Origin of the sequence: Streptomyces sp. NPDC018029, assembly GCF_044327655.1 — a bacterium.
In the GTDB taxonomy this organism is placed as follows: domain Bacteria; phylum Actinomycetota; class Actinomycetes; order Streptomycetales; family Streptomycetaceae; genus Streptomyces.
This window is the reverse complement of the sequence record NZ_JBIRFV010000004.1, coordinates 19,471-44,687: the sequence shown is the minus strand read 5'-3', so window position 1 is coordinate 44,687 and position 25,217 is coordinate 19,471. Positions and strand designations below refer to the sequence as shown.

Annotated in this window: 20 protein-coding genes, 6 tRNA genes and 1 riboswitch; of the genes, 15 read left to right on the top strand and 11 right to left on the bottom strand. The window is 70.6% G+C overall.

The features are described 5' to 3' along the window. Positions 1–108: 108 nt before the first annotated feature. Together ACH4D5_RS13010 and ACH4D5_RS13005 are read right to left on the bottom strand one after the other, a co-directional pair. Positions 109–366 carry a DUF3073 domain-containing protein gene (locus ACH4D5_RS13010; RefSeq protein ID WP_344522176.1) on the bottom strand — a complete coding sequence of 86 codons (258 nt, stop codon included), beginning with the start codon at positions 364–366 and terminating at the stop codon, positions 109–111. 296 nt (positions 367–662) lie between these two features. After that, positions 663–1,739, bottom strand: coding sequence for a Leu/Phe/Val dehydrogenase (locus ACH4D5_RS13005; protein WP_398301528.1), 1,077 nt, complete (start codon positions 1,737–1,739; stop codon positions 663–665). Positions 1,740–1,890: 151 nt separating this feature from the next. Here ACH4D5_RS13005 and ACH4D5_RS13000 point away from each other — a divergent pair, with 151 nt between their 5' ends. Together ACH4D5_RS13000 and bldC are read left to right on the top strand one after the other, a co-directional pair. Next, positions 1,891–2,724, top strand: coding sequence for a hypothetical protein (locus ACH4D5_RS13000; RefSeq protein WP_398301526.1), 834 nt, complete (start codon positions 1,891–1,893; stop codon positions 2,722–2,724). A 481-nt stretch (positions 2,725–3,205) separates the two neighbouring features. Continuing rightward, entirely contained in the window at positions 3,206–3,412 is a 207-nt protein-coding gene (gene bldC, locus ACH4D5_RS12995; RefSeq protein ID WP_003949541.1) for a developmental transcriptional regulator BldC, read from the top strand. A 443-nt stretch (positions 3,413–3,855) separates the two neighbouring features. Here bldC and ACH4D5_RS12990 read toward each other — a convergent pair whose 3' ends face one another. The 3 genes from ACH4D5_RS12990 to hrpA all read right to left on the bottom strand — a co-directional run bounded on the left by ACH4D5_RS12990 (position 3,856) and on the right by hrpA (position 8,418). Beyond that, positions 3,856–4,077, bottom strand: coding sequence for a DUF6274 family protein (locus tag ACH4D5_RS12990; RefSeq protein WP_398301524.1), 222 nt, complete (start codon positions 4,075–4,077; stop codon positions 3,856–3,858). A gap of 185 nt (positions 4,078–4,262) precedes the next feature. After that, positions 4,263–4,337, bottom strand: a tRNA-Asp gene (locus ACH4D5_RS12985). Positions 4,338–4,431: 94 nt separating this feature from the next. Continuing rightward, positions 4,432–8,418, bottom strand: coding sequence for an ATP-dependent RNA helicase HrpA (gene hrpA, locus ACH4D5_RS12980; protein WP_398301522.1), 3,987 nt, complete (start codon positions 8,416–8,418; stop codon positions 4,432–4,434). 83 nt (positions 8,419–8,501) lie between these two features. Here hrpA and ACH4D5_RS12975 point away from each other — a divergent pair, with 83 nt between their 5' ends. The 4 genes from ACH4D5_RS12975 to ACH4D5_RS12960 all read left to right on the top strand — a co-directional run bounded on the left by ACH4D5_RS12975 (position 8,502) and on the right by ACH4D5_RS12960 (position 11,819). Then, the gene (locus ACH4D5_RS12975; RefSeq protein WP_398301520.1) at positions 8,502–8,900 is read left to right on the top strand and encodes a hypothetical protein; all 399 of its coding nucleotides are present in this window, start codon (positions 8,502–8,504) and stop codon (positions 8,898–8,900) included. Between the two features lie 59 nt (positions 8,901–8,959). Continuing rightward, positions 8,960–9,802, top strand: a complete 843-nt coding sequence (locus tag ACH4D5_RS12970) for a DsbA family protein (RefSeq protein ID WP_398301518.1) — start codon at positions 8,960–8,962, stop codon at positions 9,800–9,802. Further along, positions 9,799–10,629: a cytochrome c biogenesis CcdA family protein gene (locus ACH4D5_RS12965; protein WP_398301516.1), complete on the top strand. Its 831-nt coding sequence runs from the start codon at positions 9,799–9,801 to the stop codon at positions 10,627–10,629. The genes ACH4D5_RS12970 and ACH4D5_RS12965 overlap by 4 nt, the downstream gene beginning before the upstream one ends. 71 nt (positions 10,630–10,700) lie before the next feature. After that, on the top strand, positions 10,701–11,819 hold the full coding sequence (locus tag ACH4D5_RS12960) for an ABC transporter permease (RefSeq protein ID WP_398301514.1): 1,119 nt from the start codon (positions 10,701–10,703) through the stop codon (positions 11,817–11,819). A gap of 534 nt (positions 11,820–12,353) precedes the next feature. On the opposite strand, the gene ACH4D5_RS12955 is transcribed toward ACH4D5_RS12960, so the two are convergent. The 4 genes from ACH4D5_RS12955 to ACH4D5_RS12940 form a co-directional block, all read right to left on the bottom strand. After that, positions 12,354–12,427, bottom strand: a tRNA-Phe gene (locus ACH4D5_RS12955). A gap of 24 nt (positions 12,428–12,451) precedes the next feature. Next, positions 12,452–12,526, bottom strand: a tRNA-Asp gene (locus ACH4D5_RS12950). 39 nt (positions 12,527–12,565) lie between these two features. After that, positions 12,566–12,638 (bottom strand) — tRNA-Glu (locus tag ACH4D5_RS12945). A gap of 80 nt (positions 12,639–12,718) precedes the next feature. Then, a complete protein-coding gene (locus ACH4D5_RS12940; protein WP_398301512.1) occupies positions 12,719–14,269 on the bottom strand; it encodes a metallophosphoesterase in 1,551 nt (516 codons plus the stop codon). Positions 14,270–14,340: 71 nt separating this feature from the next. Between ACH4D5_RS12940 and ACH4D5_RS12935 the strand changes: the two genes are divergently transcribed. The 5 genes from ACH4D5_RS12935 to ACH4D5_RS12915 all read left to right on the top strand — a co-directional run bounded on the left by ACH4D5_RS12935 (position 14,341) and on the right by ACH4D5_RS12915 (position 19,045). Beyond that, positions 14,341–14,691 (top strand): metallopeptidase family protein, encoded by a 351-nt coding sequence (locus tag ACH4D5_RS12935; RefSeq protein WP_398302588.1) that lies wholly within the window; start codon positions 14,341–14,343, stop codon positions 14,689–14,691. Positions 14,692–14,970: 279 nt separating this feature from the next. Next, positions 14,971–15,447 (top strand): hypothetical protein, encoded by a 477-nt coding sequence (locus ACH4D5_RS12930; protein WP_398301510.1) that lies wholly within the window; start codon positions 14,971–14,973, stop codon positions 15,445–15,447. 224 nt (positions 15,448–15,671) lie between these two features. After that, complete coding sequence (locus ACH4D5_RS12925) at positions 15,672–17,954, top strand: DEAD/DEAH box helicase (RefSeq protein ID WP_398301508.1); 2,283 nt, start codon at positions 15,672–15,674, stop codon at positions 17,952–17,954. 78 nt (positions 17,955–18,032) lie between these two features. Continuing rightward, positions 18,033–18,836 carry a LamG domain-containing protein gene (locus ACH4D5_RS12920; RefSeq protein WP_398301506.1) on the top strand — a complete coding sequence of 268 codons (804 nt, stop codon included), beginning with the start codon at positions 18,033–18,035 and terminating at the stop codon, positions 18,834–18,836. Between the two features lie 136 nt (positions 18,837–18,972). After that, a tRNA-Lys gene (locus tag ACH4D5_RS12915) sits at positions 18,973–19,045 on the top strand. 58 nt (positions 19,046–19,103) lie between these two features. Here the strand turns inward: ACH4D5_RS12915 and ACH4D5_RS12910 are convergent. Next, positions 19,104–19,649, bottom strand: coding sequence for a YceI family protein (locus ACH4D5_RS12910; RefSeq protein ID WP_398301504.1), 546 nt, complete (start codon positions 19,647–19,649; stop codon positions 19,104–19,106). Between the two features lie 204 nt (positions 19,650–19,853). Here ACH4D5_RS12910 and ACH4D5_RS12905 point away from each other — a divergent pair. The 4 genes from ACH4D5_RS12905 to ACH4D5_RS12890 all read left to right on the top strand — a co-directional run bounded on the left by ACH4D5_RS12905 (position 19,854) and on the right by ACH4D5_RS12890 (position 23,812). Beyond that, positions 19,854–19,927: transfer RNA gene (locus ACH4D5_RS12905), tRNA-Met, on the top strand. Positions 19,928–20,039: 112 nt separating this feature from the next. Further along, positions 20,040–21,272 carry a PP2C family protein-serine/threonine phosphatase gene (locus ACH4D5_RS12900; protein ID WP_398301502.1) on the top strand — a complete coding sequence of 411 codons (1,233 nt, stop codon included), beginning with the start codon at positions 20,040–20,042 and terminating at the stop codon, positions 21,270–21,272. Between the two features lie 221 nt (positions 21,273–21,493). Beyond that, positions 21,494–21,641: riboswitch (cyclic di-AMP (ydaO/yuaA leader) on the top strand. Positions 21,642–21,652: 11 nt separating this feature from the next. Continuing rightward, positions 21,653–22,738, top strand: coding sequence for a M23 family metallopeptidase (locus ACH4D5_RS12895; protein ID WP_398301500.1), 1,086 nt, complete (start codon positions 21,653–21,655; stop codon positions 22,736–22,738). A gap of 129 nt (positions 22,739–22,867) precedes the next feature. Further along, entirely contained in the window at positions 22,868–23,812 is a 945-nt protein-coding gene (locus ACH4D5_RS12890; protein WP_398301499.1) for an aldo/keto reductase, read from the top strand. A gap of 10 nt (positions 23,813–23,822) precedes the next feature. Here ACH4D5_RS12890 and ACH4D5_RS12885 read toward each other — a convergent pair whose 3' ends face one another. Continuing rightward, positions 23,823–25,172, bottom strand: coding sequence for a PrsW family intramembrane metalloprotease (locus ACH4D5_RS12885; RefSeq protein ID WP_398301497.1), 1,350 nt, complete (start codon positions 25,170–25,172; stop codon positions 23,823–23,825). Between the last annotated feature and the right edge of the window lie 45 nt (positions 25,173–25,217).

The window sequence follows — 25,217 nt, the reverse complement described above, 5'->3', positions numbered from 1 at the left end:
AGCAGCACAAAACCCGGCCCGGGGTGGTGCCCCCGGACCGGGTGAAGTGCAGTTGCTATGAGAACTGCGAATACTGCCTAGGCAATAAATAGTGCGTAAGCAACGAGGTCAAGCGCCGCGGCGCTGAGACGAGGGGCCGGACTCTTCGGCAGAGTCGTCGTCCTCGTCGTCGTTATACAGATCCGCGTACTGGGCGTACGGGTCGTCTTCCTCGTCGTCGTCTTCGAACGGCTCGCCATTCGGCGGCTGTTGCGAAGTCGAAGCGCCCAGCTCATTGGCCAGACGCGACAGGTCTGTCCCGCCGCTGCTGTACTTCAGCTGGCGGGCGACCTTCGTCTGCTTGGCCTTTGCCCGGCCGCGCCCCATGGCTCGACCCCCTCGGATACGGGGCTCGACGGCCCCAGAGTCTTGACACGCGTTCATGATCTGGAACGGACTCTCCGTGGAGAGACCGGTCCGTAGGGCTTCCACGGTACCTGCTCCTGCGGCCATACGGTACGTCGCCCGCAGGACGCGCCTCGGCGCACAACCCTCGAGGAGCCCCGTCCTCGCTGGTCAACTGCGATTTTAACCTCTTCTTGTCGGGCGACCCGCCGACGGGGGTGAGTCTTGTCTCTCCCAGTACGCCGGCGGGGCCCCGTCACACGTCCCCGCGCGCCATTTCAGCGCGCGTCGGACATCCGCTGTTCGGCGATCCTGTCGGCCGCGGCGGCCGGCGGAATGCCGTCTTCCTTTGCACGAGCGAATATGGCGAGCGTGGTGTCGAAGATCTTCGACGCCTTCGCCTTGCACCGGTCGAAGTCGAAGCCGCGCAGCTCGTCGGCGACCTGGATGACGCCGCCTGCGTTCACCACGTAGTCCGGCGCGTAGAGGATCGACCGGTCGGCGAGGTCCTTCTCGACCCCCGGGTGCGCCAGCTGGTTGTTGGCGGCTCCGCACACCACCTTCGCGGTCAGGACCGGCACGGAGTCGTCGTCGAGCGCGCCGCCGAGCGCACAGGGCGCGTAGATGTCGAGGCCCTCGGTCCGGATGAGCGCCTCGGTGTCGGCCACCGCCGTCACCGACGGGTGCTTGTGGGTGATCCGGTTCACCGACTCCTCGCGGACGTCCGTGATCACGACGTCGGCGCCGTCCTCCAGGAGGTGCTCGACGAGGTGGTGGCCCACCTTGCCGACGCCCGCGACGCCGACCTTGCGGCCGCGCAGCGAAGGGTCGCCCCACAGGTGCTCGGCGCTGGCGCGCATGCCCTGGAAGACACCGAAGGCGGTGAGCACGGAGGAGTCCCCCGCGCCGCCGTTCTCCGGGGAGCGCCCGGTGGTCCAGCGGCACTCGCGCGCGACCACGTCCATGTCCGCGACGTACGTACCGACGTCGCAGGCCGTCACGTAGCGGCCGCCGAGCGAGGCGACGAAGCGGCCGAAGGCGAGGAGCAGGTCCTCGCTCTTGATCTGCTCGGGGTCGCCGATGATCACGGCCTTGCCGCCGCCGTGGTCGAGGCCGGCCATGGCGTTCTTGTACGACATCCCGCGCGACAGGTTCAGGACGTCGGCGACGGCCTCTTCCTCGGTCGCGTACGGATAGAAGCGGGTGCCGCCGAGGGCGGGGCCCAGGGCGGTGCTGTGGATGGCGATGACGGCCTTGAGGCCGCTGGCACGGTCCTGGCAGAGCACTACTTGCTCGTGGCCTCCCTGGTCCGAGTGGAACAGGGTGTGCAGGACGCCGTTGTCTGCTTCGGTCACTGTGGTGACTCCCGGTCAAGTGGCGCGGTTGGGCGGGTCCCGTGCGGGTGGCGGGGCCCGATGGGCATGAGACTAAAGGCTGTCCACCGACCTTGACCGCCCGGAGTCGAGGATCACGTTTTCGAGTTCACCCGTGGGGGAGAGAGCAGCCGTGCCCAAGGTGTCATCGGTGACGGTCCCGTACGCGTCCTATCTGCGCGTGTACGAGCCGCTGGCCGCCTTCCCGGAACCGGAGCGCGAGCACTGGGCGCGCTACGCCCGTCGCCGGGACCTTCCCTCCTACCAGGACGAGCTCCGCCGCTCGCTCGCCGACCTGGTGCCCACGCCGCCGGTGCCCGTGCCGGTGCACGAGAGCGGCGACGCGTTCGTCGTGGAGGCCGACGGGGTGCTGTGCGTCTGCCCCTGGCGGACCCGGCTGCGCGGCTGGCAGGCCATGGGGGAGCTGGCCGGGCAGCTGCCCGCGCCGGTCCTCGACGCGGTGCTCCCTCCGGTGCTGCGCCGCCAGACGGCCGCGGACTACGAACAGTGGCTGGCCCGGAACCCCGACGCGCGCCCCTGGATCCGTACGTCCACGTGGCAGGTGCCGCTGCACTGGTTCGTGCTCTTCTCCGACGAGGAGCGGGACCACGCCAAGGCCGACCCGCCCGTGCTCCGCTACCGCACCCCGATGGTGCAGGCGCGGCGCCGGGTCGCCCGCGGTCTGAAGACGCTGCGGGAGGCGCTGGGCGAGGGGCCGCTCATCGACGGTCTCGTGGACGTCGGCCGCTGGCTGGAGGAGTTCCACCCGCGCTCCCTGGTCGAGCTCGACTACGGAGGCCTCGTGCACGCGGTGCCGGCCGACGAGCTCGGCGAGGACCACTCGGCGGCGGACGTGGCCGAGGGGATCGAGGCGCTGCGCGACGGCGACGGCGAGGCGGCCGGCGAGGCGTATGCGAGGCTCGTGGAGCGGTGGCGGGCGATCCGGGATCTTCAGTTCGCGAACTGAGGGCCGGCTCCCTTCCGTCGCCGCCCTTCAGGGTCCCGGGACGTAGGTCCCGATACGGGCCTTTGCCTCAAGCGTGATGGACCGCACTTTCGGGGCTCTTGCGCCCATCGCCCCTCCTCATGCCAAAATAGGACAAGGAGTCCGGGGAGGGCTCCTTCCGCCCAAGTAAGGGCGGATTACTCAGCATTGCACTGTATGGGGGGTCTGTTGACTCCTGATCGCTCTGTGACTGATCGTCACTGTGGCGTGACTGTCCGCTATGGCATGGTCCATCGGCTTCCGTCGGTGATGAACACCTGGGAGGGCAATTCCATCGGTTTGGCCGACGCGGCTGGACGGATGGTGTAGTTGTAGTGCCGAGGACAAGCCGTTCGTCCTATAACCGACTCGACTCGCGTCCGCCATTTCGGGCAACGCGGGTCAAGGTGCAGAATTTAGAGGAATGAACCGAGAAGGTTCGGTTCTCCCGAGGAGGCCGCTCATGACCGCTCGCACCCCTGATGCCGAGCCGCTGCTGACCCCGGCTGAGGTCGCCACGATGTTCCGCGTCGACCCGAAGACGGTGACGCGCTGGGCCAAGGCTGGCAAGCTCACGTCGATTCGCACGCTCGGCGGACACCGCCGTTACCGCGAGGCTGAGGTCCGCGCACTGCTCGCGGGCATTCCGCAGCAGCGCAGCGAGGCCTGACGTACGCCAGAAGTACCGCTCAACCAGCAGTAACTCGTACAACTCGGGCGAAGAGCACCACTGCTGTCAGGTCCCCCAACCTGGCCGTACGTCCGACATATGGCTCCACACGACGAGGGTCCCGCCCCAACGGGACCCACGCCTGACACACATGGGTGCGTCGTTCGATCGCGCTGGACTCCGCCGGGTCCAGCGCGATCTTTTTTGTGTGCCGAGGATGCGCCGTGGATGCGCGGAGGATGCGCAGGTGGGCGGCCCTGGGGAGTAATCGGAGGACAGCGGGGGAGCGCCCTGGGGGTGGTGCAATTGCACATATTAAATTGGCTGGTTGTAGGAAGGGTGTAAGTTCCGGGGTTTCGCAAACTACTTCGGTGACACCCGTCACACGTCGTGAATCTTGTTGTGGGCAACTCCCCTGCGCTAGAGGGGCTCTTGCGCTGGGGTCATGCGTCGGGAGGGCTGTCTGCGGCGCTCTCCCGCACGAAACCCTCCTCGGGGTCCTCGGGCTCGCCCGGTGGGCGCTGAGGGGCCTCCAGGGCGAGTCTCAGCAGCCGGTGGCAGATCGGGCAGTGCCGGGTCACGTGGCGGTAGCCGGTGGCCGCCGCGAGGTGGGCGCGCAGCAGGGCGCGCGTCTCGTGCCGCGCGGACGCCGAAGAAGCGGACATGCGTCACCTCCTGGGGGCCTCCCGCCGGCCCCTGCTGTCCGGAGTACCGGTGGAATGTGACTCCGTCAAGCCACCGGGGGCCCGGCCGCCCCCGCACAGGCACACGACTGAGGGCCGCACCCGGTGGGCACGACCCGCACACGACTGAGGGCCGCACCCATTGGGTACGGCCCTCGTATCTACTGCGGTCCTGACGGGATTTGAACCCGCGGCCTCCACCTTGACAGGGTGGCGAGCACTCCAAACTGCTCCACAGGACCTTGCTCGCTGCACTTGCTTGCGCGTTGTGCTGCGAGACAGGACTCTACAGCAGTGCAGGCCCGGCGGTCGAACTCACCCTGCGTGCCCGGGCGATCACGGGACCAGCGCGTCGATCGCCTTCACGATCCGCTTGTCCGAGACGGGATACGCCGTGCCCAGCGCGTGCGCGAAGTAGCTGACGCGGAGCTCCTCGATCATCCAGCGGATGTCCAGGGCCTCCTGCGGCACGGGCCTGCCCTGCGGCAGCTGTTCGAGCAGCCACAGGTACTCGTCGCGCATCTCGCGGACCTTCTCCATGCGCGCGGTGTCCCGCTGGACGTTGGTGGGCATCTGCTGCAGGCGCCGGTCCGCCGCGACCATGTAGCGCATCAGGTCCGGCAGGCGGCGCAGCCCCGTCTCCGTCACGAAACCGGGCTTGATGAGGGAGTTCAGCTGCTCCCGCACGTCCGCGAGGTTGGGCAGCAGGGCCGGGCTCTGCGCCGACTTCAGGCGGCGCTCACAGGCCTGCCAGGCGGCGAGGACCTGCTGGACCTGGCCGACCGCCCGCACGGTCGTGTCGACGATCTCCGCGCGCACCTTGTCGAACAGCTTGCGGTACGACTCCTCGTCCCAGACCGGCCCGCCGAAGTCCGCCATCAGCTTGTCCGCGGCGGCCGTCGCGCAGTCGTCGAAGAGGGCCTGCATGGAGCCGTGCGGGTTCGCGGACAGGGCGAGCTTCTGCTGGTTGGTCAGCTTGTCCGAGGCGAACTTGGCCGGGTTCACCGGGATGTTGCGCAGGATGAGGCGCCGGGTGCCGCGCCACATGGCCTGCTGCTGCTCCGCCTCGGTGTCGAAGAGGCGTACGGAAACGGTGTCGCCGTCGTCGACGAGCGCCGGATACGCCTTCACCGGCTGGCCGGCGCGGCGCGTCTCGAAGACGCGCTGAAGGGTGCCGATGCTCCAGTCCGTCAGGCCCGTGCGCTCGACCGCGGAGCCGCCCGTGCGCTCCGCCGTCGCCGCGGCCGCCTGCGAGAGCGCCTTGCGGGCCTTCGGCTTCAGCCGGAGCTTCAGCGCTTCGAGGTCCTTGTCCTCGGCGAGCTTCTTGCGCCGCTCGTCGACGATCCGGAACGTGATCTTCAAGTGGTCGGGCACGCGCGTCAGGTCGAAGTCGTCCGGCGTGACCGGCACGCCGACCATCCGCTGGAGCTCGCGCGCCAGCGTGACGTGCAGCGGCTCCTGCAACGGCACCGCACGCTCCAGGAACGCCTTCGCGAAGTTCGGCGCGGGGACGTAGTTCCGGCGGATGGGCTTCGGCAGGGAGCGGATCAGCTCGACGACCACGTCCTCGCGCAGGCCCGGGATCTGCCAGTCGAAGCCGTCGTCCGTCACCTGGTTCAGGACCTGGAGCGGGATGTGGACCGTCACGCCGTCCGCGTCCGCGCCCGGCTCGAACTGGTACGTCACCCGGAACTTGAGCTGCCCCTGACGCCACGAGTCGGGGTAGTCGTCCTTGGAGACACCCTGCGCCTTCTCGTTGATCAGCATCGACCGCTCGAAGTCGAGCAGTTCGGGCTCTTCCCGCTGCTTCTTCTTCCACCAGGAGTCGAAGTGCGCGCCGGACACGACGTCCGCCGGCACCCGCTGGTCGTAGAAGTCGAAGAGCGTCTCGTCGTCGACGAGGATGTCGCGGCGCCGCGCGCGGTGCTCCAGCTCCTCGACCTCGGTGAGGAGCTTGCGGTTGGCGGCGAAGAACTTGTGGTGGGTGCGCCAGTCGCCCTCCACCAGCGCGTTCCGGATGAAGAGGTCGCGGGAGACCTCGGGGTCGATGCGGCCGTAGTTCACCTTGCGGTCGGTGACGATCGGGACGCCGTAGAGCGTGACCTTCTCGATCGCCATCACCGCGGCCTGGTCCTTCTCCCAGTGCGGTTCGCTGTACGTCCGCTTCAGGAGGTGCTGGGCGAGCGGCTCGACCCACTCCGGCTCGATCTTCGCGTTGACCCGCGCCCACAGCCGGGAGGTCTCCACCAGCTCGGCCGACATGATGAAGCGCGGCGGCTTCTTGAAGAGCGCCGAGCCCGGGAAGACCGCGAACTTCGCGTTGCGCGCGCCGATGTATTCGTTGCGCCCGCCGCGCTGCTTGGCGTCGCCGTCCTTGGCGGACCTGCTGTCCTTCGACTCCTTCACGTCCTTCATCCCGATGTGGGAGAGCAGGCCGGACAGGAGCGAGATGTGGACGTGCTGCTCGGGGGCGTCGTCCTCGTTGAGACTGAGGCCCATCTGCTTCGCGACCGTACGCAACTGCGAATAGATGTCCTGCCATTCGCGGATGCGGAGGTAGTTCAGGTACTCCCGCTTGCACATACGGCGGAAGGCCGATGAGCCGAGCGTCTTCTGCTGCTCCCTGACGTACCGCCACAGGTTGAGGAAGGCGAGGAAGTCGCTCGTCTCGTCCTTGAAGCGGGCGTGCTGCTGGTCGGCCTGCGTCTGCTTGTCGGCCGGGCGCTCGCGCGGGTCCTGGATGGAGAGCGCCGCCGCGATCACCATGACCTCGCGCACGCAGCCGTTCTTGTCGGCCTCCAGGACCATCCTGGCGAGCCGCGGGTCGACGGGCAGCTGGCTGAGCTTGCGCCCCTGCGGGGTGAGCCGCTTCTTCGGGTCCTTCTGGGCGGGGTCCAGCGCACCCAGCTCCTGGAGGAGCTGGACGCCGTCGCGGATGTTGCGGTGGTCCGGCGGGTCGATGAAGGGGAACTTCTCGATGTCGCCGAGGCCGGCCGCCGTCATCTGCAGGATGACCGAGGCGAGGTTCGTACGGAGGATCTCCGCGTCCGTGAACTCGGGGCGGGAGAGGAAGTCGTCCTCGCTGTAGAGGCGGATGCAAATGCCGTCCGACGTACGGCCGCAGCGGCCCTTGCGCTGGTTGGCGCTGGCCTGGCTGATCGCCTCGATGGGCAGCCGCTGCACCTTCGTACGGTGGCTGTAGCGGGAGATGCGGGCCGTGCCCGGGTCGATCACGTACTTGATGCCGGGGACCGTCAGGGAGGTCTCGGCGACGTTCGTCGCCAGGACGATTCTTCGGCCGGTGTGCTGCTGGAACACGCGGTGCTGCTCGGCGTGCGACAACCGGGCGTAGAGGGGCAGGACCTCGGTGAACCGGTAGTTCTTCTTGTTCAGCGCGTCCGCCGTGTCCCGGATCTCGCGCTCTCCGGAGAGGAACACGAGGATGTCGCCCTTGCCCTCGGCCTGGAGCTCCTCGACGGCGTCCGTGATCGCGGTGATCTGGTCGCGGTCGGAGTCGTCCCCCTCCTCTTCGAGGAGGGGGCGATAACGCACCTCGACCGGATACGTACGACCGGAGACCTCCACGATCGGGGCGTCCCCGAAGTGCCGCGAGAACCGCTCGGGGTCGATCGTCGCCGACGTGATGACGACCTTCAGATCCGGGCGCTTCGGCAGGAGCTGAGCGAGATAGCCCAGCAGGAAGTCGATGTTGAGCGAGCGCTCGTGCGCCTCGTCGATGATGATCGTGTCGTACGCGCGCAGCTCGCGGTCCGTCTGGATCTCGGCCAACAGGATGCCGTCCGTCATCAGCTTCACGAACGTGTCCGCGCCGACCTGGTCGGTGAAGCGGACCTTCCAGCCGACGGCCTCGCCGAGCGGCGTGTCCAGCTCGTCGGCGACGCGCTCGGCCACCGTGCGGGCCGCGATGCGGCGCGGCTGCGTGTGCCCGATCATGCCGCGCACGCCCCGGCCGAGCTCCATGCAGATCTTGGGGATCTGCGTGGTCTTGCCCGAGCCGGTCTCGCCCGCGACGATCACGACCTGGTGGTCGCGGATCGCCTCGGCGATGTCGTCCTTCTTCTGGCTGACCGGCAGCTCTTGCGGATACGTGATCGTGGGCAGCCGGCTGCCCCGCTCGGCCATCCGAGCCGCGGCCTTGTCGACGTCCGCCGCGATCTCGGCGAGGACGGCGGCACGGGCCTCGGGCTTGCGGATCCGGCGCGCACCCTCCAGCCGCCTGCCGATCCGGTGCTCGTCGCGCAGCGAGAGCTCGGAGAGGCGGGAGGCGAGGGTGTCGAGGGCGAGGGCGGGCTGCGTAGACATACGCCGTCCAGGATCTCACCCGCGACTCGGCGGTGGCGAACCGATTTCTCCGGCGGTGCACCCCGGCACGTACGATTCCGGGCATGCCCGCCCGTACGCGCACACCCTGGAGCCCCCTCGCGGTGGTCTTCCTCGTCGTGCTCGGGCTCGGGATGTTCTGCGGGCCCGCGGCTGCCGCGCAGCAGCCGGTGGCCAGGGCCGCCGGGGTCGCCGGGGCCGTGGAGGTGTTCGCCTCCCCCTCCGCCGCCGACGCGCAGGGCTCGCCCGGCTGCGGCAAGGGCACCGACCGGGATGCCGACCAGCCACCGGGCACCCCGCAGCGCCCCGGGACGGCGTACGAACTGCTGCCCGCGCTGTACGACACCCGCGCGGCGGGCGGCTCCTGGGGCGCCGACCAGGCCGTGCTCCTGGTGACGCCGGGCCGCGCGCCGCCCGCGCTCACCCCGCCCTCACCGATAGATCTCTCGATCCTGCGCGTGTAGGAGGCCCCTGACCCAGGGGCCCCACATCGACGTACAACAGGACAAGAGAGAGCACACCCATGCCCGAGAACGGCAGCAAGAAGACCCAGAGCGGCAAGAGCCAGAGCGGCAAGAGCCGGAACATCGCCATCGGCGCGGGCGTCGTCGTGGCCGCCGTGCTGCTCGGCGTCGCCTCGTACACCGCGACCAAGCCGGAGGACTCCGGCACCTCCGGCAGCGGCTCCGTCAAGGAGGAGGCCGCCGCCGACGTCTCCGCCGACCCGCAGGAGGGCGTCTACCCCGAGCTGGAGAAGCTCGCGCGGCGCGACGCCGAGGACCCGCTCGCGCAGGGGCGCGCCGACGCGCCCGTCGTGATGGTGGAGTACGCCGACTTCAAGTGCGGCTTCTGCGGCAAGTTCGCCCGCGACACCGAGCCCGGCCTCGTGAAGAAGTACGTCGACGAGGGCACCCTGCGCATCGAATGGCGCAACTTCCCGATCTTCGGCGAGGACTCCGAGCGGGCCGCGCGCGGCGCGTGGGCGGCGGGGCGCCAGGGCCGCTTCTGGCAGTTCCACGAGGCCGCGTACGCCGAGGGGTCCAAGGAGAAGGGCTTCGGCGAAGGGCGGCTGAAGGAACTGGCGCGGGAGGCCGGGGTCAAGGACGTCGACCGGTTCGTGAAGGACCTGGACAGCGACGCCGCCGCGGCCGCGGTGAAGAAGGACCAGGAGGAGGCGTACGGACTGGGCGCCGCCTCGACGCCGTCCTTCCTCATCAACGGGCGGCCCATCTCGGGCGCCCAGGCGGACCAGGTCTTCGACCAGGCGATCGAGGCGGCGGCCAAATCGGCGGCCAAATCGGCGGGCAAGTCACCGGCCAAGCAGCCGAAGGGCGGGGCCGCCGCGGGCAAGGGTGGCTCCGAGTGACCGCCGACGCCGGGTACTTCGCCGCGTTCCTGGGCGGGCTGCTCGCCCTGGTCAGCCCGTGCAGCGCACTGCTGCTCCCCGCCTTCTTCGCCTACTCCATCGACTCCGCCTCGCGCCTCGTCGCGCGGACCGGCATCTTCTACGCCGGGCTCGCGACGACACTGGTGCCGCTCGGCGCGGCCGGCTCGTACGCCGGACGGTTCTTCTTCGGCCACCGCGACCAGCTCGTGCTCGCCGCAGGATGGCTGATCATCGGGCTCGGCGTGCTCCAGATCCTCGGCATGGGCTTCGCGTCGCGGAGGATGGCGGAGCTCTCGGGCCGGATCCGGCCGACCACCGCGTTCTCCGTGTACGCGCTGGGGGCGGTGTACGGGCTCGCCGGGTTCTGCGCCGGGCCGATCCTCGGCAGCGTCCTGACGGTGGCGGCGGTGAGCGGAAGCCCGGTCTACGGAGGGCTGCTGCTCGCCGTGTACGCACTGGGGATGGCCGTGCCGCTCTTCCTGCTCGCGCTGCTCTGGGAGCGGTTCGACCTGGGACGGCGCAGGTGGCTGCGGGGCCGGACGTTCCGCATCGGCCGGTTCGAGCTGCACACGACGTCGCTGCTGTCCGGGCTGTTCTTCGTCGCGCTCGGGGCGCTGTTCCTCGCCTACGACGGGACGACCGCGCTGCCCGGCCTGCTGGACGTGGACGACTCGTTCGCCGTGGAGCAGTGGGCGGGCGGGATCGGCCGCGCGGTGCCGGACGCGGTGCTGCTGGCCGGTGTCGTCGTGGTGGTGGGTGTGGTGCTCGGGGTGCGCGGGTGGCGGAGGCGCGCCAAGTCCGTTTAGCGCGTTTGGCCGGATGCGTGGCCTGCTGGGTGAGAAGGCTGCTTATGGGGCTTTGGGTTTAGCGTGTTCGTATGCCTGATACGCCTGATACGGCTGATACGCCTTACACGCCTGACCGCGAGCCGAACCAACAGGAGCAGCATCAACACGGTGCGCACGGGCGTGTTCCCACCCGGAGCGAGCGGTGGGACGCGTTCAAGCGGTCGCCCTTCCTGCCGGCGATCGTGCTGGTGTTCATCCTGGCGGCCGCGGCCGGGCTCTTCGCCGGGTCGTACACGTACTCCATGGCGAACCCGACTCCGCACCACATCCCCACCGCGGTGGTCGACGCGCGGGACGCGACGCGGGGCAAGGCGTTCCTCGACGGCATGGAGAAGGCGCTGAACGCCTCGCTGGAGGTACGCCGGTACGACAGCCGGGCGGCGGCGCTGCGGGACGTGGAGGAACAGAAGGTCTTCGCGGTCCTCGACGTGGCCCGCGGCGGGGACAAGGTGACGCTGGACGTCTCCGGGGCGTCCGGCGCGTCCGTCGCACAGGTGCTCGCGGAGACCGCGCCCAAGGTGGGCGAGAAGGTCGGGGTGCCGGTGGCCGTGAAGGACATCAAGCCGCTCCAGGAAGGCGACCCGCGGGGGCTCGCCATCTTCTACATCTCGCTGGCGGCCGTGATCATCGGCTTCGTGGGGGCCATTCAGCTGAGCGTGCACGCGCGCGGGCTGAATCCGGCGGAGCGGATCGGGTTCACGGCGCTGTACGCCCTCCTGGGCGCGTTCGTCATCGCGGCGGTCGTGGACTGGTGGCTGGGGGCGGTGCGGCTGCCCTTCGTGGAGTCGTGGCTGATCCTGGCGCTGACGATGTTCGCGTCGGGGATGGTCTTCTCGATGTTCAACACGATGTTCGGGCGGTGGGCGATGCTGCCGACGTGGGGCCTGATGGTGCTCCTCGGCAATCCGTCGTCCGGCGGCGCGGTGTCCTGGCCGCTGCTTCCCTCGGTGCTCGGGCACATCGGGCAGTGGCTGCCGCCGGGGGCGTCGGTCAACGCGCAGCACACGGCGGTGTACTTCGGCGGCCACCAGCACGCGTTTCCGTTCCTGGTTCTGGGGGCGTGGGCGCTGCTCTCCAGCGCGGTCTTCTGGATCTGGCGCCATCGCCACCCGGGGGGCCGCGCCTCGACTCCCGCTCACGCGGGGTAGCGCTTTACGTCCGCTTGTGTGCGGGTTTGCGCCCTTCGTCCGCCCGTGGGGCGGGGCCGCGGGGGTATGTGCGTACTCGCCATCCCTGCGCCGCGCCTCAAGTCCAAAGGCGCCAGAGTGTGCTCGGTGCTCCGTTCGCACATACCCCCACGTCCCCTCGGGCGTGCGTGCGCCTGCGCCCCGGTGGGGGTTCCTCGGGCGTACCTCGCCTTTGCCCCCCTGGTGGCAGCTGCGTCGCAGGGCAACCCCCACCCACCCGCCCATACTCCCGCTGGACGTCGCAGGGCGAACGGGTGGGTGGGTGGGAAACATCCGCCGCGAAGCGGCGGGCTCGGCGCCCCTACCCCCGCAGGACGGCGCAGGACAGACCCACCCACCCGGCCCCTACCCCCGCAGGACGTCGCGGGGTAAACGGGTGGGTGGGTGGGGAGCATCCGCCGCGGAGCGGCGGGGTTGGGGTCCTGCCCCGGCAGGGCATCGCAGGGGCCGGAAACGGCAGAAGCCCCGCCGGAGAGGCGGGGCTTCTGGGAGAGGTGGCTGGGGCCGGGATCGAACCGGCGACCTATCGCTTTTCAGGCGATCGCTCGTACCAACTGAGCTACCCAGCCACGCGATCCGCGTGGAATCGCAAGCGGTCCTGACGGGATTTGAACCCGCGGCCTCCACCTTGACAGGGTGGCGAGCACTCCAAACTGCTCCACAGGACCAAGCGTTGTGCGAGCACTAGTCTCGCACAAGGTGTTGCGTGCCCCCAACGGGATTCGAACCCGTGCTACCGCCTTGAAAGGGCGGCGTCCTGGGCCACTAGACGATGAGGGCTAAGGGCCCACCTGGGCGCTTTGCAGCGCGTCGGGGACGTGAGAAGCATATGGGATGCGGGGAGCTATCGCCAAAACGGTTTAGTCCGAGGGGCTCGGAGCGGTCGGCGAGGAGGGTGCGCCGGGGCGGTTCTCCTTGGGGAGGTGGCGGCTGACCTCGGCCTTCGTGAGGCCCAGGCCACCCAGTTTGATCTCGTCCCAGGCCTGCAGCCGCTTGGTCGTACGGTCCAGGTAGAGGACGGACGCCTCGACGGGGTCGGGGTACTTGCCCTCGACCGCGCGCAGCCCGCTGCCGCCCGTCGACCCCTCGATGCGCAGCCGCGTGCCCCCGTCCATGACCTCCATCTCCTGGTGGTGGACATGGCCCGCGAGGACCAGCGGGACCTCGCCGTCCGTCTCGCGCGCCGCCGTCGGGTTGTGCGCGACGGCCACGTCGACCGGAGTGCCGGCCGCCCGTTCGGCGCGCAGGGCGGAGGCGAGACGTATGCCCGCCATGTGCTCCACCGAGTCGCCCTCGGGCTTCTCCGAGCGGTCGGGGGTGTACTGCGGGTCGCCGATGCCGGCGAAGCGCAGGCCGGCGACGGTCACGGCGCGGCCCTCGTCGAGGACGTGGACGTTCTTGAAGCGCTCCAGATAGCGCTGGGTGGTGAGCGAGTCGTGGTTGCCGCGTACCCACACGTAGGGCGCGCCGAGGTCCTCGATGGGGTCGAGGAAGCCGTTCTCGGTGGCCGAGCCGTGGTCCATGGTGTCGCCCGAGTCGACGATGACGTCGATGTCGTACTGCGTCACCAGGGAAGAAATGATCTTCCAGCTCGCCGGGTTCAGGTGGATGTCCGAGACGTGCAGGACCCGCATGGTGGTGGGGTCCGGCTGGTACGCGGGGAGCGTGGACGTCACGTCGTACAGCTTGGTGACGTTGGTGACCAGGCGCGCTAACTCCTGCTGGTAGACGTCGAATTCGCTCACGATGCTGCGGGCGTTGCCGACGACGGAGGGGGCGCTGCTGAGCAGTCCTGAGAATTTCGGCTCCAGGACGGATTTCGGGTTCCAGGTGGCGTACGCGGCCGCTCCCGACGCGGCGAGCAGCGCGAGGGCCAGACCGCCCGCGGCGAGCGCGCGGCGCGGGCGGCGGTAGACGGCGAGGCCGAGGGCCGTGGCGCCCGAGACGACGGCGACGCAGGAGCGTACGGCGAGGTCGAGCGTGCCGTGGCCGACGTCGTCCGTGACCTCGTCCTGGAGGCCGGAGAGCCGTTCCGGGTGGTCGACGAGGGCCTGGGCGCGTACCGGATCCAGGCGGTCCACGTCGACGTCCAGGCGGATGGGCGCCACGTGGGAGCGGAGCTCCAGGGCGCCGAGCGGCGAGACGTTGATCTTCGTGCCGCCGGACACGGACGGGCGGAGCGTCATGCGGGTGTCCATCGGTCCGACGGGCGCGCGCACGCTGCCCACGATGAGCAGGCCGAGCCACGCGCCGAGGACGACGACGGTGATCAGGCCCAGCGCGCGGGCATAGGGGTGCGGGGGACTGATCAGCTCGGTCGTGGGGTGGGTGCGACGGGCGCGGTAGTGGCCGACGAGGGCGCCACCCGCCCGTCGTACGCCCTGGAGAACGACTGTGAAGCCGCGTGCCATTGGTCCCCTATGCCCAAGTGCGGGCACGGGTATGCCGGGACGGCGGAGGCGGCGTGGCCGACAATGGGGGTGTGCTGGAGATGACGCGCGAGGAGTTCGAGGAACTGGTCGGCGAGGCTCTCGACCGGATTCCACCGGAGTTGACACGCCTGATGGACAACGTGGCGGTGTTCGTCGAGGACGAGCCGCCGGCCGACGACCCCGAGCTGCTCGGGTTGTACGAGGGGACTCCGCTGACCGACCGCGGCGAGTGGTACGCCGGGGTGCTGCCGGACCGCATCACGATCTACCGGGGGCCGACGCTGCGGATGTGCGGGTCGCGCGAGGAGGTGGTCGAGGAGACGGAGATCACCGTGGTGCACGAGGTGGCCCACCACTTCGGCATCGACGACGCCCGCCTGCACGCGCTCGGGTACGGGTGAGCGCCGGGCACCCGCCCTGGTGTGCGTGTGCGAGTGCGTGTGCGTGTGCGGAGCCCGGCGGACCGGGGTGGCGGTCCGTGTCCTCTTGCGGGCCGCGGGAGTTGGGCAGGGCGTCTCGATTCCCAGAGCCTGTGTCATGACCCCGGCCGGGTGGTCGCCGCCCGGCCGGGGTTACGACACAGGCTCTCGCGCCTCAGGAGGTGCTCGGCCGTGCGCCAGTTGTACGTTCCCGTCCGTTGGGCCGCTGTCGCGGTGGCCGTAGCGGCGACCGCGGGCTGCATGAGCATCGGTGACGACGGGAACGCTCCGGCGCCCGACCGTTCCGCGGGGCAGCGCAGTGGGGCGGCCGCGCCCGACGGCGACCCCGTGACGAAGGGCGGTGACGCGGCCTCCGGGGACGAGGACGGGCCGGGCCGCGGGCGGCACAAGGGCAAGAAGAAGGGCAAGGGCGGGTCCTCGCACGAGGACCGGGCCGGGGCGGGGGCCGCGGAGCCCTCGGAGACCTCCTCGGCGGCGGCCACCGAGCGGCCGCCCAAGCCGGGCAGGCCGGGGCAGCCGACCCCGACCCGGCCGAAGCCGACCCCGACGCGCAGCAGCGCGACACCGGATCCACCGAAGCCCACGCCCACCCCGACGCCGGATCCGACCACTCCGGAGCCGTCGTCCTCGGAGGGGTCGGGGCAGGGGGCACAGCTCCAGCGGCGGAACGTGGAGATCGCGGAGCGTGAGCCGTCGCCCCAAGCGGGTCCTCACTGACGAATGTGCAGGTGAGAGGGGGTTTCACGGGGGCGGTTTGCCATATGGGGTGGGGGGTGCGTATGGTGGTAGATCGTTTGATCCCATTTGCCCGGCGCCGACACAGAAGAGCGCCGCGTGGCGCGTACTCTCCCTTGCCGTGGCTGACCGCATCGAGGCGGTCCATTGCGAAATCACGGAGTTGACGGGCGCGTGCCGAGACTCCGGAAGGTTTCGCATTTCGCATGTCCATTTTCAGTTCTGACCACGCCGTCCTGCCCGAGAACGAGATCGTCGAGAACGACGCGGCCGTAGTGGCCGCCGCCGAGATCGTCGAGTCCGCCGAGGCCCAGGACATCACCGAGGTCACCCCCGAGGCCCCCCAGGCCGACGCCTCCGAGGTCTCGGACGTCTCCCAGGCCGACGCCGACGCCGAGCCCGAGATGACCTTCGCCGACCTCGGTCTGCCCGAGGGCATCGTCCGCAAGCTCGCGCAGAACGGCGTCACCACGCCCTTCCCGATCCAGGCCGCGACCATCCCGGACGCCCTGGCCGGCAAGGACATCCTGGGCCGCGGCCGCACCGGCTCCGGCAAGACCCTCTCCTTCGGCCTGCCGATGCTGGCGACCCTCGCCGAGGGCGGCCGCACCGAGAAGAAGAAGCCCCGCGGCGTCATCCTCACCCCGACCCGCGAGCTCGCGATGCAGGTCGCGGACGCCCTCCAGCCCTACGGCGACGTGCTCGGCCTCAAGATGAAGGTCGTCTGCGGCGGTACGTCGATGGGCAACCAGATCTACGCCCTGGAGCGCGGCGTCGACATCCTCGTCGCCACGCCGGGCCGCCTGCGCGACATCATCAGCCGCGGCGCCTGCTCGCTGGAGAACACCCAGATCGCGGTGCTCGACGAGGCCGACCAGATGTCCGACCTGGGCTTCCTGCCCGAGGTCACCGAGCTGCTCGACCAGGTCCCGTCCGGCGGCCAGCGCATGCTGTTCTCGGCCACGATGGAGAACGAGATCTCCACGCTGGTCAAGCGCTACCTGACCAACCCGGTGACGCACGAGGTCGACAGCGCCCAGGGCAACGTCACGACCATGACGCACCACATCCTCATCGTGAAGCCCCGCGACAAGGCGCCCGTCACGGCCGCCATCGCCGCCCGCAAGGGCCGCACGATCATCTTCGTCCGCACCCAGCTGGGCGCCGACCGCATCGCCGAGCAGCTCTGCGACTCCGGTGTGAAGGCCGACGCGCTGCACGGCGGCATGACGCAGGGCGCTCGTACGCGCGTCCTGGAGGACTTCAAGAAGGGCTACGTCAACGCCCTCGTAGCCACCGACGTCGCCGCCCGCGGCATCCACGTCGACGGCATCGACCTGGTCCTGAACGTGGACCCGGCCGGTGACCACAAGGACTACCTGCACCGCTCGGGCCGTACGGCCCGCGCCGGCCGCAGCGGCACGGTCGTCTCCCTCTCGCTCCCGCACCAGCGCCGCCAGATCTTCCGCCTGATGGAGGACGCGGGCGTCGACGCCACGCGCCACATCATCAACGGCGGCGGCACCTTCGACCCGGAGGTCGCCGAGATCACCGGCGCCCGCTCCATGACCGAGGTGCAGGCCGACTCCGCGGGCAACGCCGCGACCCAGGCCGAGCGTGAGGTCAAGGAGCTCACCAAGGAGCTGGAGCGCGCCACGCGCCGCGCCGCCGAGCTGCGCGAGGAGGCCGACCGCCTCACCGCGCGTGCCGCCCGCGAGCGCGGCGAGGACCCGGAGACGGCGATCGCCGAGGCCGCTGCCGCCGCCGAGGCCGTCGTGGAGGCCGCCGTGTCGGTCCCCGAGCAGCCCGTCGCCTCCGAGCGCCCGGTCCGCGAGGAGCGTTCCTCCTCGTACGACCGCCGTCCGCAGCGTGACGAGCGCGGCAACTACGAGCGCCGCGACAACCGCAGCGGTGGCTTCAACCGTGACCGTCGTGACGACAACCGCGGTGGCGGCTTCAACCGCGACCGTCGTGATGACAACCGTGGTGGCGGCTTCCGTCGCGACGACCGTCCGTCCGGTGGCGACCGTGGTGGCCGTTCGTTCGAGCGCCGCGACGACAACCGTGGCGGCGGCTTCAACCGCGACCGCCGCGATGACAACCGTGGTGGCGGCTTCCGTCGCGACGACCGTCCGTCCGGTGGCGACCGTGGTGGCCGTTCGTTCGAGCGCCGCGACGACAACCGCGCTGGCGGCTTCAACCGCGACCGTCGTGACGACAACCGTGGCGGTGGCTTCAACCGCGACCGTCGTGACGACAACCGTGGCGGCGGCTTCCGCCGTGACGACCGTCCGGCCGGCGGCCACCGCGGCAGCGACCGTCCGTTCAACCGCGACCGTCGCGACGACCGCCCCGCCGGCGGCTCGGGCGGCTTCCGCTCCGGCGGCCACGACCGCCCGTCGTACAACCGCCGCGACGACCGCTCCGGCTCCGGCACGGGTTCGTTCGGCCGCCGCGACGACAAGCCGCGCTGGAAGCGCAACGGCTGATCGTCAGTCAGCACCTGTAATCAGGTCCGTCTGAACCGAAGGGCCCGCACGACGTACGCGTCGTGCGGGCCCTTCGGCGTGTCCGGGCAGGGCGGGAACTGGGCCGGCCGGATCGCCGACGTACGCGCGTGGAACCGGGTCGTCGTCCCGGCGGAAGCGGCGGACCTCGCGGAGCGCGCGGCCGTGCGTGCGGGGCGCTGGCAGCTCGACGAGGCGTCCGGGGGAGCGAGCCCCGAGGAGGGCGGCGGACAGCCGTTGAAGCTGGGCGGTGATGCGAAGATCCGCCGCGACGACCAGTCCTGTGACCCGGCCATGGACCCCGAGTGCGGTCCGGGGGACCCGGCGATGGTGGGCGAGGGGGAGCTCCTCCTGGACGGCGACGGCGACTTCGCCGCGACCGGCGCCCCGGTCGTGGACACCGGCGACAGTTTCTCGCTGGCCGCACATGTGCGGATCGACCCGGCCGCTGCGGACCGGACGATGACGGTCCTGTCCCTGCCGGGCGAGCACAACGACCTCGCCACCCTGAGGTACACGCCGCAGCGGCAGATATGGGAGCTGACCCTGGCTCACGAGGACCGGGCGGGAGCGGAGACGACGACGCTCAAGGCGGACAACAGCTGGGCCTCGCCGGGTGACCCGCACCACCTGGCGGTGGTGTACGACGACGGGGCCGACGAGGTGCTGCTGTACGTCGACGGCACACCGATGGCCCGTGCGCCGTTCCACCACGCGTGGCGGGCCGAGGCCGGGCTGCAGGTCGGCCGGGCCACGACGGCGGACGGCCGGAGCGAGTACCTGCACGGGGCCGTGGACGACGTGCACGCCTACGCGGGAGTGCTCAGCGAGCAGGATGTGGTGAGGCTGGGCGTGTCGATCTGACACGCGGCGGGAGGCTGCCGCGGAAGGCTTCCACAGCCCCGCGGAACCTCCCGTTCCGCAACAGCACCGGTCCTCGACGGCGATACCCGATCGGATGACGGGCCCCCTCCCGCTATGCTCGGGGGTGCACCGACGAGGACCGTTAGCTCAATTGGCAGAGCAGTGGACTTTTAATCCATTGGTTGTGGGTTCGAGTCCCACACGGTCTACAGAGAAAGCCCAGTTCGGAGTCGTCTCCGAGCTGGGCTTTCGGTGTGTTGCGGGGGGTCAGGGGCGGCGGAGTGCCGCGATTTCGAATTCGACCGTCACCTTCGGGCTGACGAAGAGTACGTCCGCGGCGTTCGCGGTCGCGCCCCAGTCCTTGCGGTTGATCAGGACGCTGCCCTTGAAGCCGACGCGCAGGTCGCCCTGTGCGTCGTTCTCGCCGCCGGTCGTCTCGACGGTCAGGGTGAGCGGCCTGGTCGTGCCGCGCAGGGTCAGGTCGCCGGTCACCTTGAAGGTGGTTCCGTCTATCTGCTCCACCTCGGTGGACGCGAAGGTGATGACGGGGTGGTTCTCCGCGTCCAGGAACTTGGCGCGCACCGGGTCGTCGCGGAACTTGTTGTGGCTCTGCAGGCTTTTCGACCGGATCGTGAGCCGGATGGCGGACTTCGAGGGATCGTCGCCGTCGAGCTGCGCACTGCCCTCGAACTCCTCGAAGTGCCCACGGACCTGGGGTCCGACCGAGTGCCGGGCGACGAAGCCGATGCGGGTGCGGGCGGTGTCGAGGACGTACTCGCCGCTCAGCTCGCTGAGCTTGGTGATGGTTGACATTGCTTGGTCACTCCCGGTGGGAAAGAGGCAGTAAGCGTTCGGTGCAACCGGTCACTGGAGAAGGCGTCGTGGAGCGTGGATCGACCGTGGAGGCTCGAACATACCGCCGGGGTCGGTGCCCCTCCGGGCTGCTCGAGCGCAGGACCACCCTGAGTCAAGTGGTTCGACGCACCCCTCCGGATGGCGTACTGTTGGGTTTACCGACGCGGGGTGGAGCAGCTCGGTAGCTCGCTGGGCTCATAACCCAGAGGTCGCAGGTTCAAATCCTGTCCCCGCTACTGAAGGCCTGAGGCCGGGAAGCATCAGCTTCCCGGCCTCAGGTGTTTTCCGGGCCCGTAACCCGCTCGGCCCACACCAGGTCGCACCCTCCTCCCGCTGCGGGAACCCTGGGTGGAGCGCGGTCATGGGCGCGGAGTCGGCGGGAGACAAGCGGTGGGGCAGCGAGGAGTACCCGACGGCAGAGGGGCCAGGGGGGTCAGAGGGGCCAGGGAGGCCAGGGGTGCCACCGGTACCGAGCGCGCCTTCGTGCGGGTCCTGCCCCTCCTGCTGCTCATCGTCGGTGTCGCCTACGACGTGTCGACCCCGCCGGAGTTCACCGCCGCCCCGCTCTTCACGGCGGCCCCGCTGATCGCCGCTCCCTTCTACTCGCTGCTCAGCACCGTCCTGACCGGCGCGGCGGCCACGGGCGCCGTCCTCTTCCTGCACTACTTCCTGCACTACGGCAACCGCGTCAGCAGCCACGTCGAGGCCGTCACCGAAGTGGTCACCGTGGCGACCGTCGCCGCCCTCGCGATCGTGATCAACCGTGTCGTGCGCCGCGGCAACGACCGGCTCGCCATCGCCCGCTCCATCTCCGAGGCCACCCAGCGCGCCGTGCTGCCCGCGCCGGACCCGCGCATCGGCGGGCTCGACATCGCGGCACGGTACGAGGCCGCGCAGGCCGACGCGTTCATCGGGGGCGATCTGTACGCCGTGCAGGACACCCCGCACGGCGTGCGGCTCATCGTCGGCGACGTACGCGGCAAGGGCATGGGCGCGGTCGCGGCGGTCGCCGTCGTCATCGGCGCCTTCCGGGAGGCCGCCGAGCAGGAGGCCACCCTGGAGGCGGTGGCGCAGCGCCTGGAGCGGGCGCTGGCGCGTGAGGGCACCCGGCGCGACGGGTTGGACGCGTTCGAGGGGTTCACCACCGCCGTCCTCGCGGAGATCCGGCACGGCGAGGGCTCCGTACGCCTGATCAACCGCGGGCACCCACCGCCGTTGCTGCTGCGCGGCGACGGGCGGCTGTGCGTCATGTCGGCGAGCGAGCCCGCGCTGCCGCTCGGCATGGGGGACCTGGGGGTCTGGCCGGACCGGGCGGACGAGTCGGAGTTCCCGCCCGGCGCGACGCTGCTCTTCTACACGGACGGCCTGTCGGAGGCGCGGGACGCGGCGGGGGAGTTCTACGATCCCGCGGCGCGGCTCGGCGGGCGGATCTTCCCGGGCCGGGGCGGCCCGCACGCGCTGCTCGCCGCCCTGGCGGGGGAGGTGCGGCGGCACACCGGGGGCGCCATGACGGACGACATGGCGCTGCTCGCGGTGCGGCGGCCCGCCGCCGGCGATCCGGAGGTCACCGCCGGTGACTGAAGTACACCCCTCCGCATAACAACTGACACTCTGTCAAGGAAATGTGAAGCTCTGGTGTTTGAAGGCCGGGGGTCAACTCGCCCCGGTCCGCACCCTCGTGTCCCGGTACGTACACGCGATCAGCGTTAACGATCAACCGGAACGGCTTGGAATACGGACCCCCTGTCTATTAACGTTCGATAACGCAGCGCGGTCGTCCCAGCCGTCACTAGAGGCGGCTCCGCGCGCACGCGCCTAATCCCGCAAGGGAGCCGGGGAACCACCAACTTGGGGTGAATCGGGCAGCTGTGCCTCCGTGCCAGGTGTTCGTAGGAGACCTTCCTGCTCCGAACCCGTCAGCTAACCCGGTAGGCGAGAAGGAAGGAAAGGAGCGCGCCCCAGTGGCGTCCAACCGGCCTGCCCCCCGAGCCGTGTACGTGCCGAATGACGACGACTTCGGCTCGTACGACGAGGGCCCCCTCGACACCTTCGAGGAGTGGAACCCCACCGAGGAGTCCATCCGCCCCGTCCGCGGCAGGCACCGCGTGCACAAGAAGGGCGGCGGCGGGCTCGCCCGCAGCTCCACCGTGCTCGGCGTGGGCGTCATCGCCGCCGTCGGCGCCGGCGGCATCGCCACCGCCCAGGACGGCAAGCCGCCGGTCTCCATATCCCTGCCCGACCTGCCGGGCGTGGGCGCCGTCGCCGACTCGCTGCCGGCGGCCGAGTCCCTGCCGGGCGTCGGGTCCCTGATGTCCGAGGACTCGCCGGAGACCACCACGGCCGCGGCCGCCGCTCCGCTCACCGCCGCCGGTGTCAGCACCGCCGACGCCGAGCAGGGCACCACCGACGCGGGCGAGGCGCTGCGCGCCCGCATCATGCAGCAGGCCGAGAACCAGCAGGAGCAGGCGGACACCGCCGTGCGGACCGCGGCAGAGGAGGCCGCCGTCAAGAAGGCCGCCGAAGAGGCCGCCGAACAGCAGAAGGCGGCCGAGAAGGCGGCGGACGCCAAGGCCGCGGCCAAGAAGAAGAAGGAAGAGGAGGCCCGGAAGGCGAAGGCCGAGGCCGAGCGCCGCGCCAAGCTCGCCAAGAGCTACGCCATCCCCACCTCCTCGTACACCCTCACGTCGCACTTCGGTGACGCCGGTTCCATGTGGTCCTCCGGGCACCACACGGGTCTGGACTTCGCTGCCCCCACCGGTACCCCGCTCAAGGCGGTGCACACCGGCACCGTCAAGGAGGCCGGCTGGGCGGGCGCGTACGGCTACCGCACCGTGCTCGAACTGGAGGACGGCACGGAGATCTGGTACTGCCACCAGTCGTCGCTCAACGTCAGCGCGGGCCAGAAGGTCAGCACGGGCGACGTCATCGGCCGCGTCGGCGCGACGGGCAACGTCACCGGGCCCCACCTCCACCTGGAGGTCCACACGCCCGGCGGCTCCGGGATCGACCCCCTCGGCTGGCTGCAGAGCAAGGGCCTGAACCCCTGACCCGACCCCGGGACGCAGCCCCCACCCCCTTCTGAGAGACTCCGGCGGTCCTGGCGACAACCCCCCGACGCCAGGGCTGCCGGTCCGGCCGAACGGAATTCCGTTTCCGCCGCCGGTGTTGAGGGACATATGACTTCTCTACGCCCGCTTGGCTCTTCCGACCTCGAGGTCTTCCCGCTCGCCCTCGGCGGCAACGTCTTCGGCTGGACCGCCGACCGGACGGCGTCCTTCGCCGTCCTCGACGCCTACACCGCGGCCGGCGGCAACTTCATCGACACCGCCGACGTCTACTCGGCCTGGGCGGAGGGCAACCGGGGCGGCGAGTCCGAGACCCTCATCGGCGAGTGGCTGACCGAGCGCGGCAACCGCTCCGACGTCGTCATCGCCACGAAGGCCGGCGCGCACCCCGAGTACAAGGGCCTCTCCGCGACCACCGTCAAGGGCGCGGTCGACGCCTCCCTGCGCCGTCTCGGCACCGATTACATCGACCTCTACTACACCCACTACGACGACCCGTCGCTCCCCGTCGAGGAGATCATCGGCGTGCTCGACGAACTGGTGCGGGCCGGCAAGGTGCGGGCGATCGCGGCCTCCAACATCACCCCCGAGCGGCTCCAGGAGTCGCTCGACCTCTCCGACCGCGAGGGCCTCGCGCGGTACGTCGCGCTCCAGCCGCACTACAACCTCGTCTCCCGCGACACCTACGAGGGCCCGCTCCAGGAGGTCGCCTCCCGCTCCGGTCTCGCCGCCGTCCCCTACTACGCGCTCGCGTCCGGCTTCCTGACCGGCAAGTACCGCAAGGGCGCCCAGGTGGAGAGCGCGCGGAGCGGCCGGGTCGAGGAGTACGTGGGGAGCGAGCGGGGCGACCGTGTCCTCGCCGCGCTCGACGAGATCGCCGGGGCGCGGGGCGCCCAGGTCGCGACGGTGGCGCTCGCCTGGCTCGCGGCACAGCCCACCGTGGCGGCGCCGATCGCCTCCGCGCGCACGGTGGAGCAGTTGCCCGCCCTGCTCGCGGTCGGCGACCTGGAGTTGACGGAGGCGGAGGTCGCGGCGCTGACCGCGGCGTCCGCCTGACGTCCGGCGGTCAGATGTTGCGGTAGGGGTTGTGCGCCGGGTAGCCGTACGCCGGGTGGGGCTGCGGCTGCCCGTACGGGGGCGGGGTGTGGCCGTACGGCTGGTACGGCTGGTAGGGCGTGTACGGCATCGGGGGCAGGGCCGGCGCCGTCGCCCCGGCCGCGTACGCCAGCGCGGGGCGGGACGGTTCGCGGCGCTCCCAGAGCTTTTCGAGGAGCTCCCGCTCGCGTACGACGAAGTCGGCACCGGCCCGCCCGAGGCGGCCCCGGTGGCGCAGGAACGCGAGCGACGTCGCGTACATCTGGTACTCCGCGACCGTGCGGGCCGCGGCCTTTCCCCAGGTGTACGAGGCGTAGTCGCGGGCCACCGAGCGGGCGCGCATCGAGCCGAGCGCGTACGGCTCGGGCGGCGTGAGCCAGCCCGCCGCCGCGTACACGGGCAGCTCGGCGCGGATCATGCGCAGTTCGCGCTGCCGGGTCCAGATCGCCAGCCAGGTCAGCAGGCCGAACGCCGGGAGCATGAAGAGGGCGTACACGGCGAAGAAGCCGTACTGCCCGAAGACCGCCGAGCCGTTCCACAGCGCGTGCACACCCATCGCGAGCAGCAGCCCGATGAGCGGGAGCAGCACGCGGCGCAGGTGCCGGTGCTCGGCCGAGAGCGCGGCGATGCCGAAGCCGATGCCGGTCAGGACCGTGAACAGCGGGTGCGCGAACGGGGACATGACGACGCGTACGAAGAAGGTCGCGGCCGTCACCGACGCGAGGCCGCTCTCGCGGCTCAGCTGGTCGGTGACGAAGGCGTTGCCCAGATAGAGGATGTTCTCGGTGAACGCGAACCCGGTCGCGGTCACCCCGGCTATGACGATGCCGTCGACGATGCCGGTGAAGTCGCGTCTGCGGAAGAGGAAGACGAGCAGGACGGCCGCCGCCTTGGCGCTCTCCTCGACGATCGGGGCGATGACGGTGGCGCCGAGGGTGTCGGCGCTGCTGGGGTCGGCGGTGGCGGTTGCTATCCAGCGGATCGCGAAGCTGTTCGCGACGATCGCTATGAGCGCGGCCGCGCAGGCGCCCCAGGAGAAGGAGAAGAGGAGGTTCCGCCAGGGGCCCGGCGCCACCCGGTCCAGCCAGCGGAACGCGGCGACGAGCAGCGGCACGGGCACGGTCGCGAGGCCGAGCCCGACCAGGAAGCCCTCGGTGCCGGTCTGCTCCCTGACCAGGGCCAGGATCACCAGGCCGGAGAGGGCGAGCAGGGTGACGAGCGCGGCCACACGTATCGCGCGCCGCTGCCACCAGCGGACGCGGGACAGCGCCCCCGGGGCGGGCGCCTCGGGGGGTATCGGATACGGAGGACTGGTGGCCACGTCGTCGACCCTAACGAGGGTGGCGGGCGGCCGCGACGGTGCCTC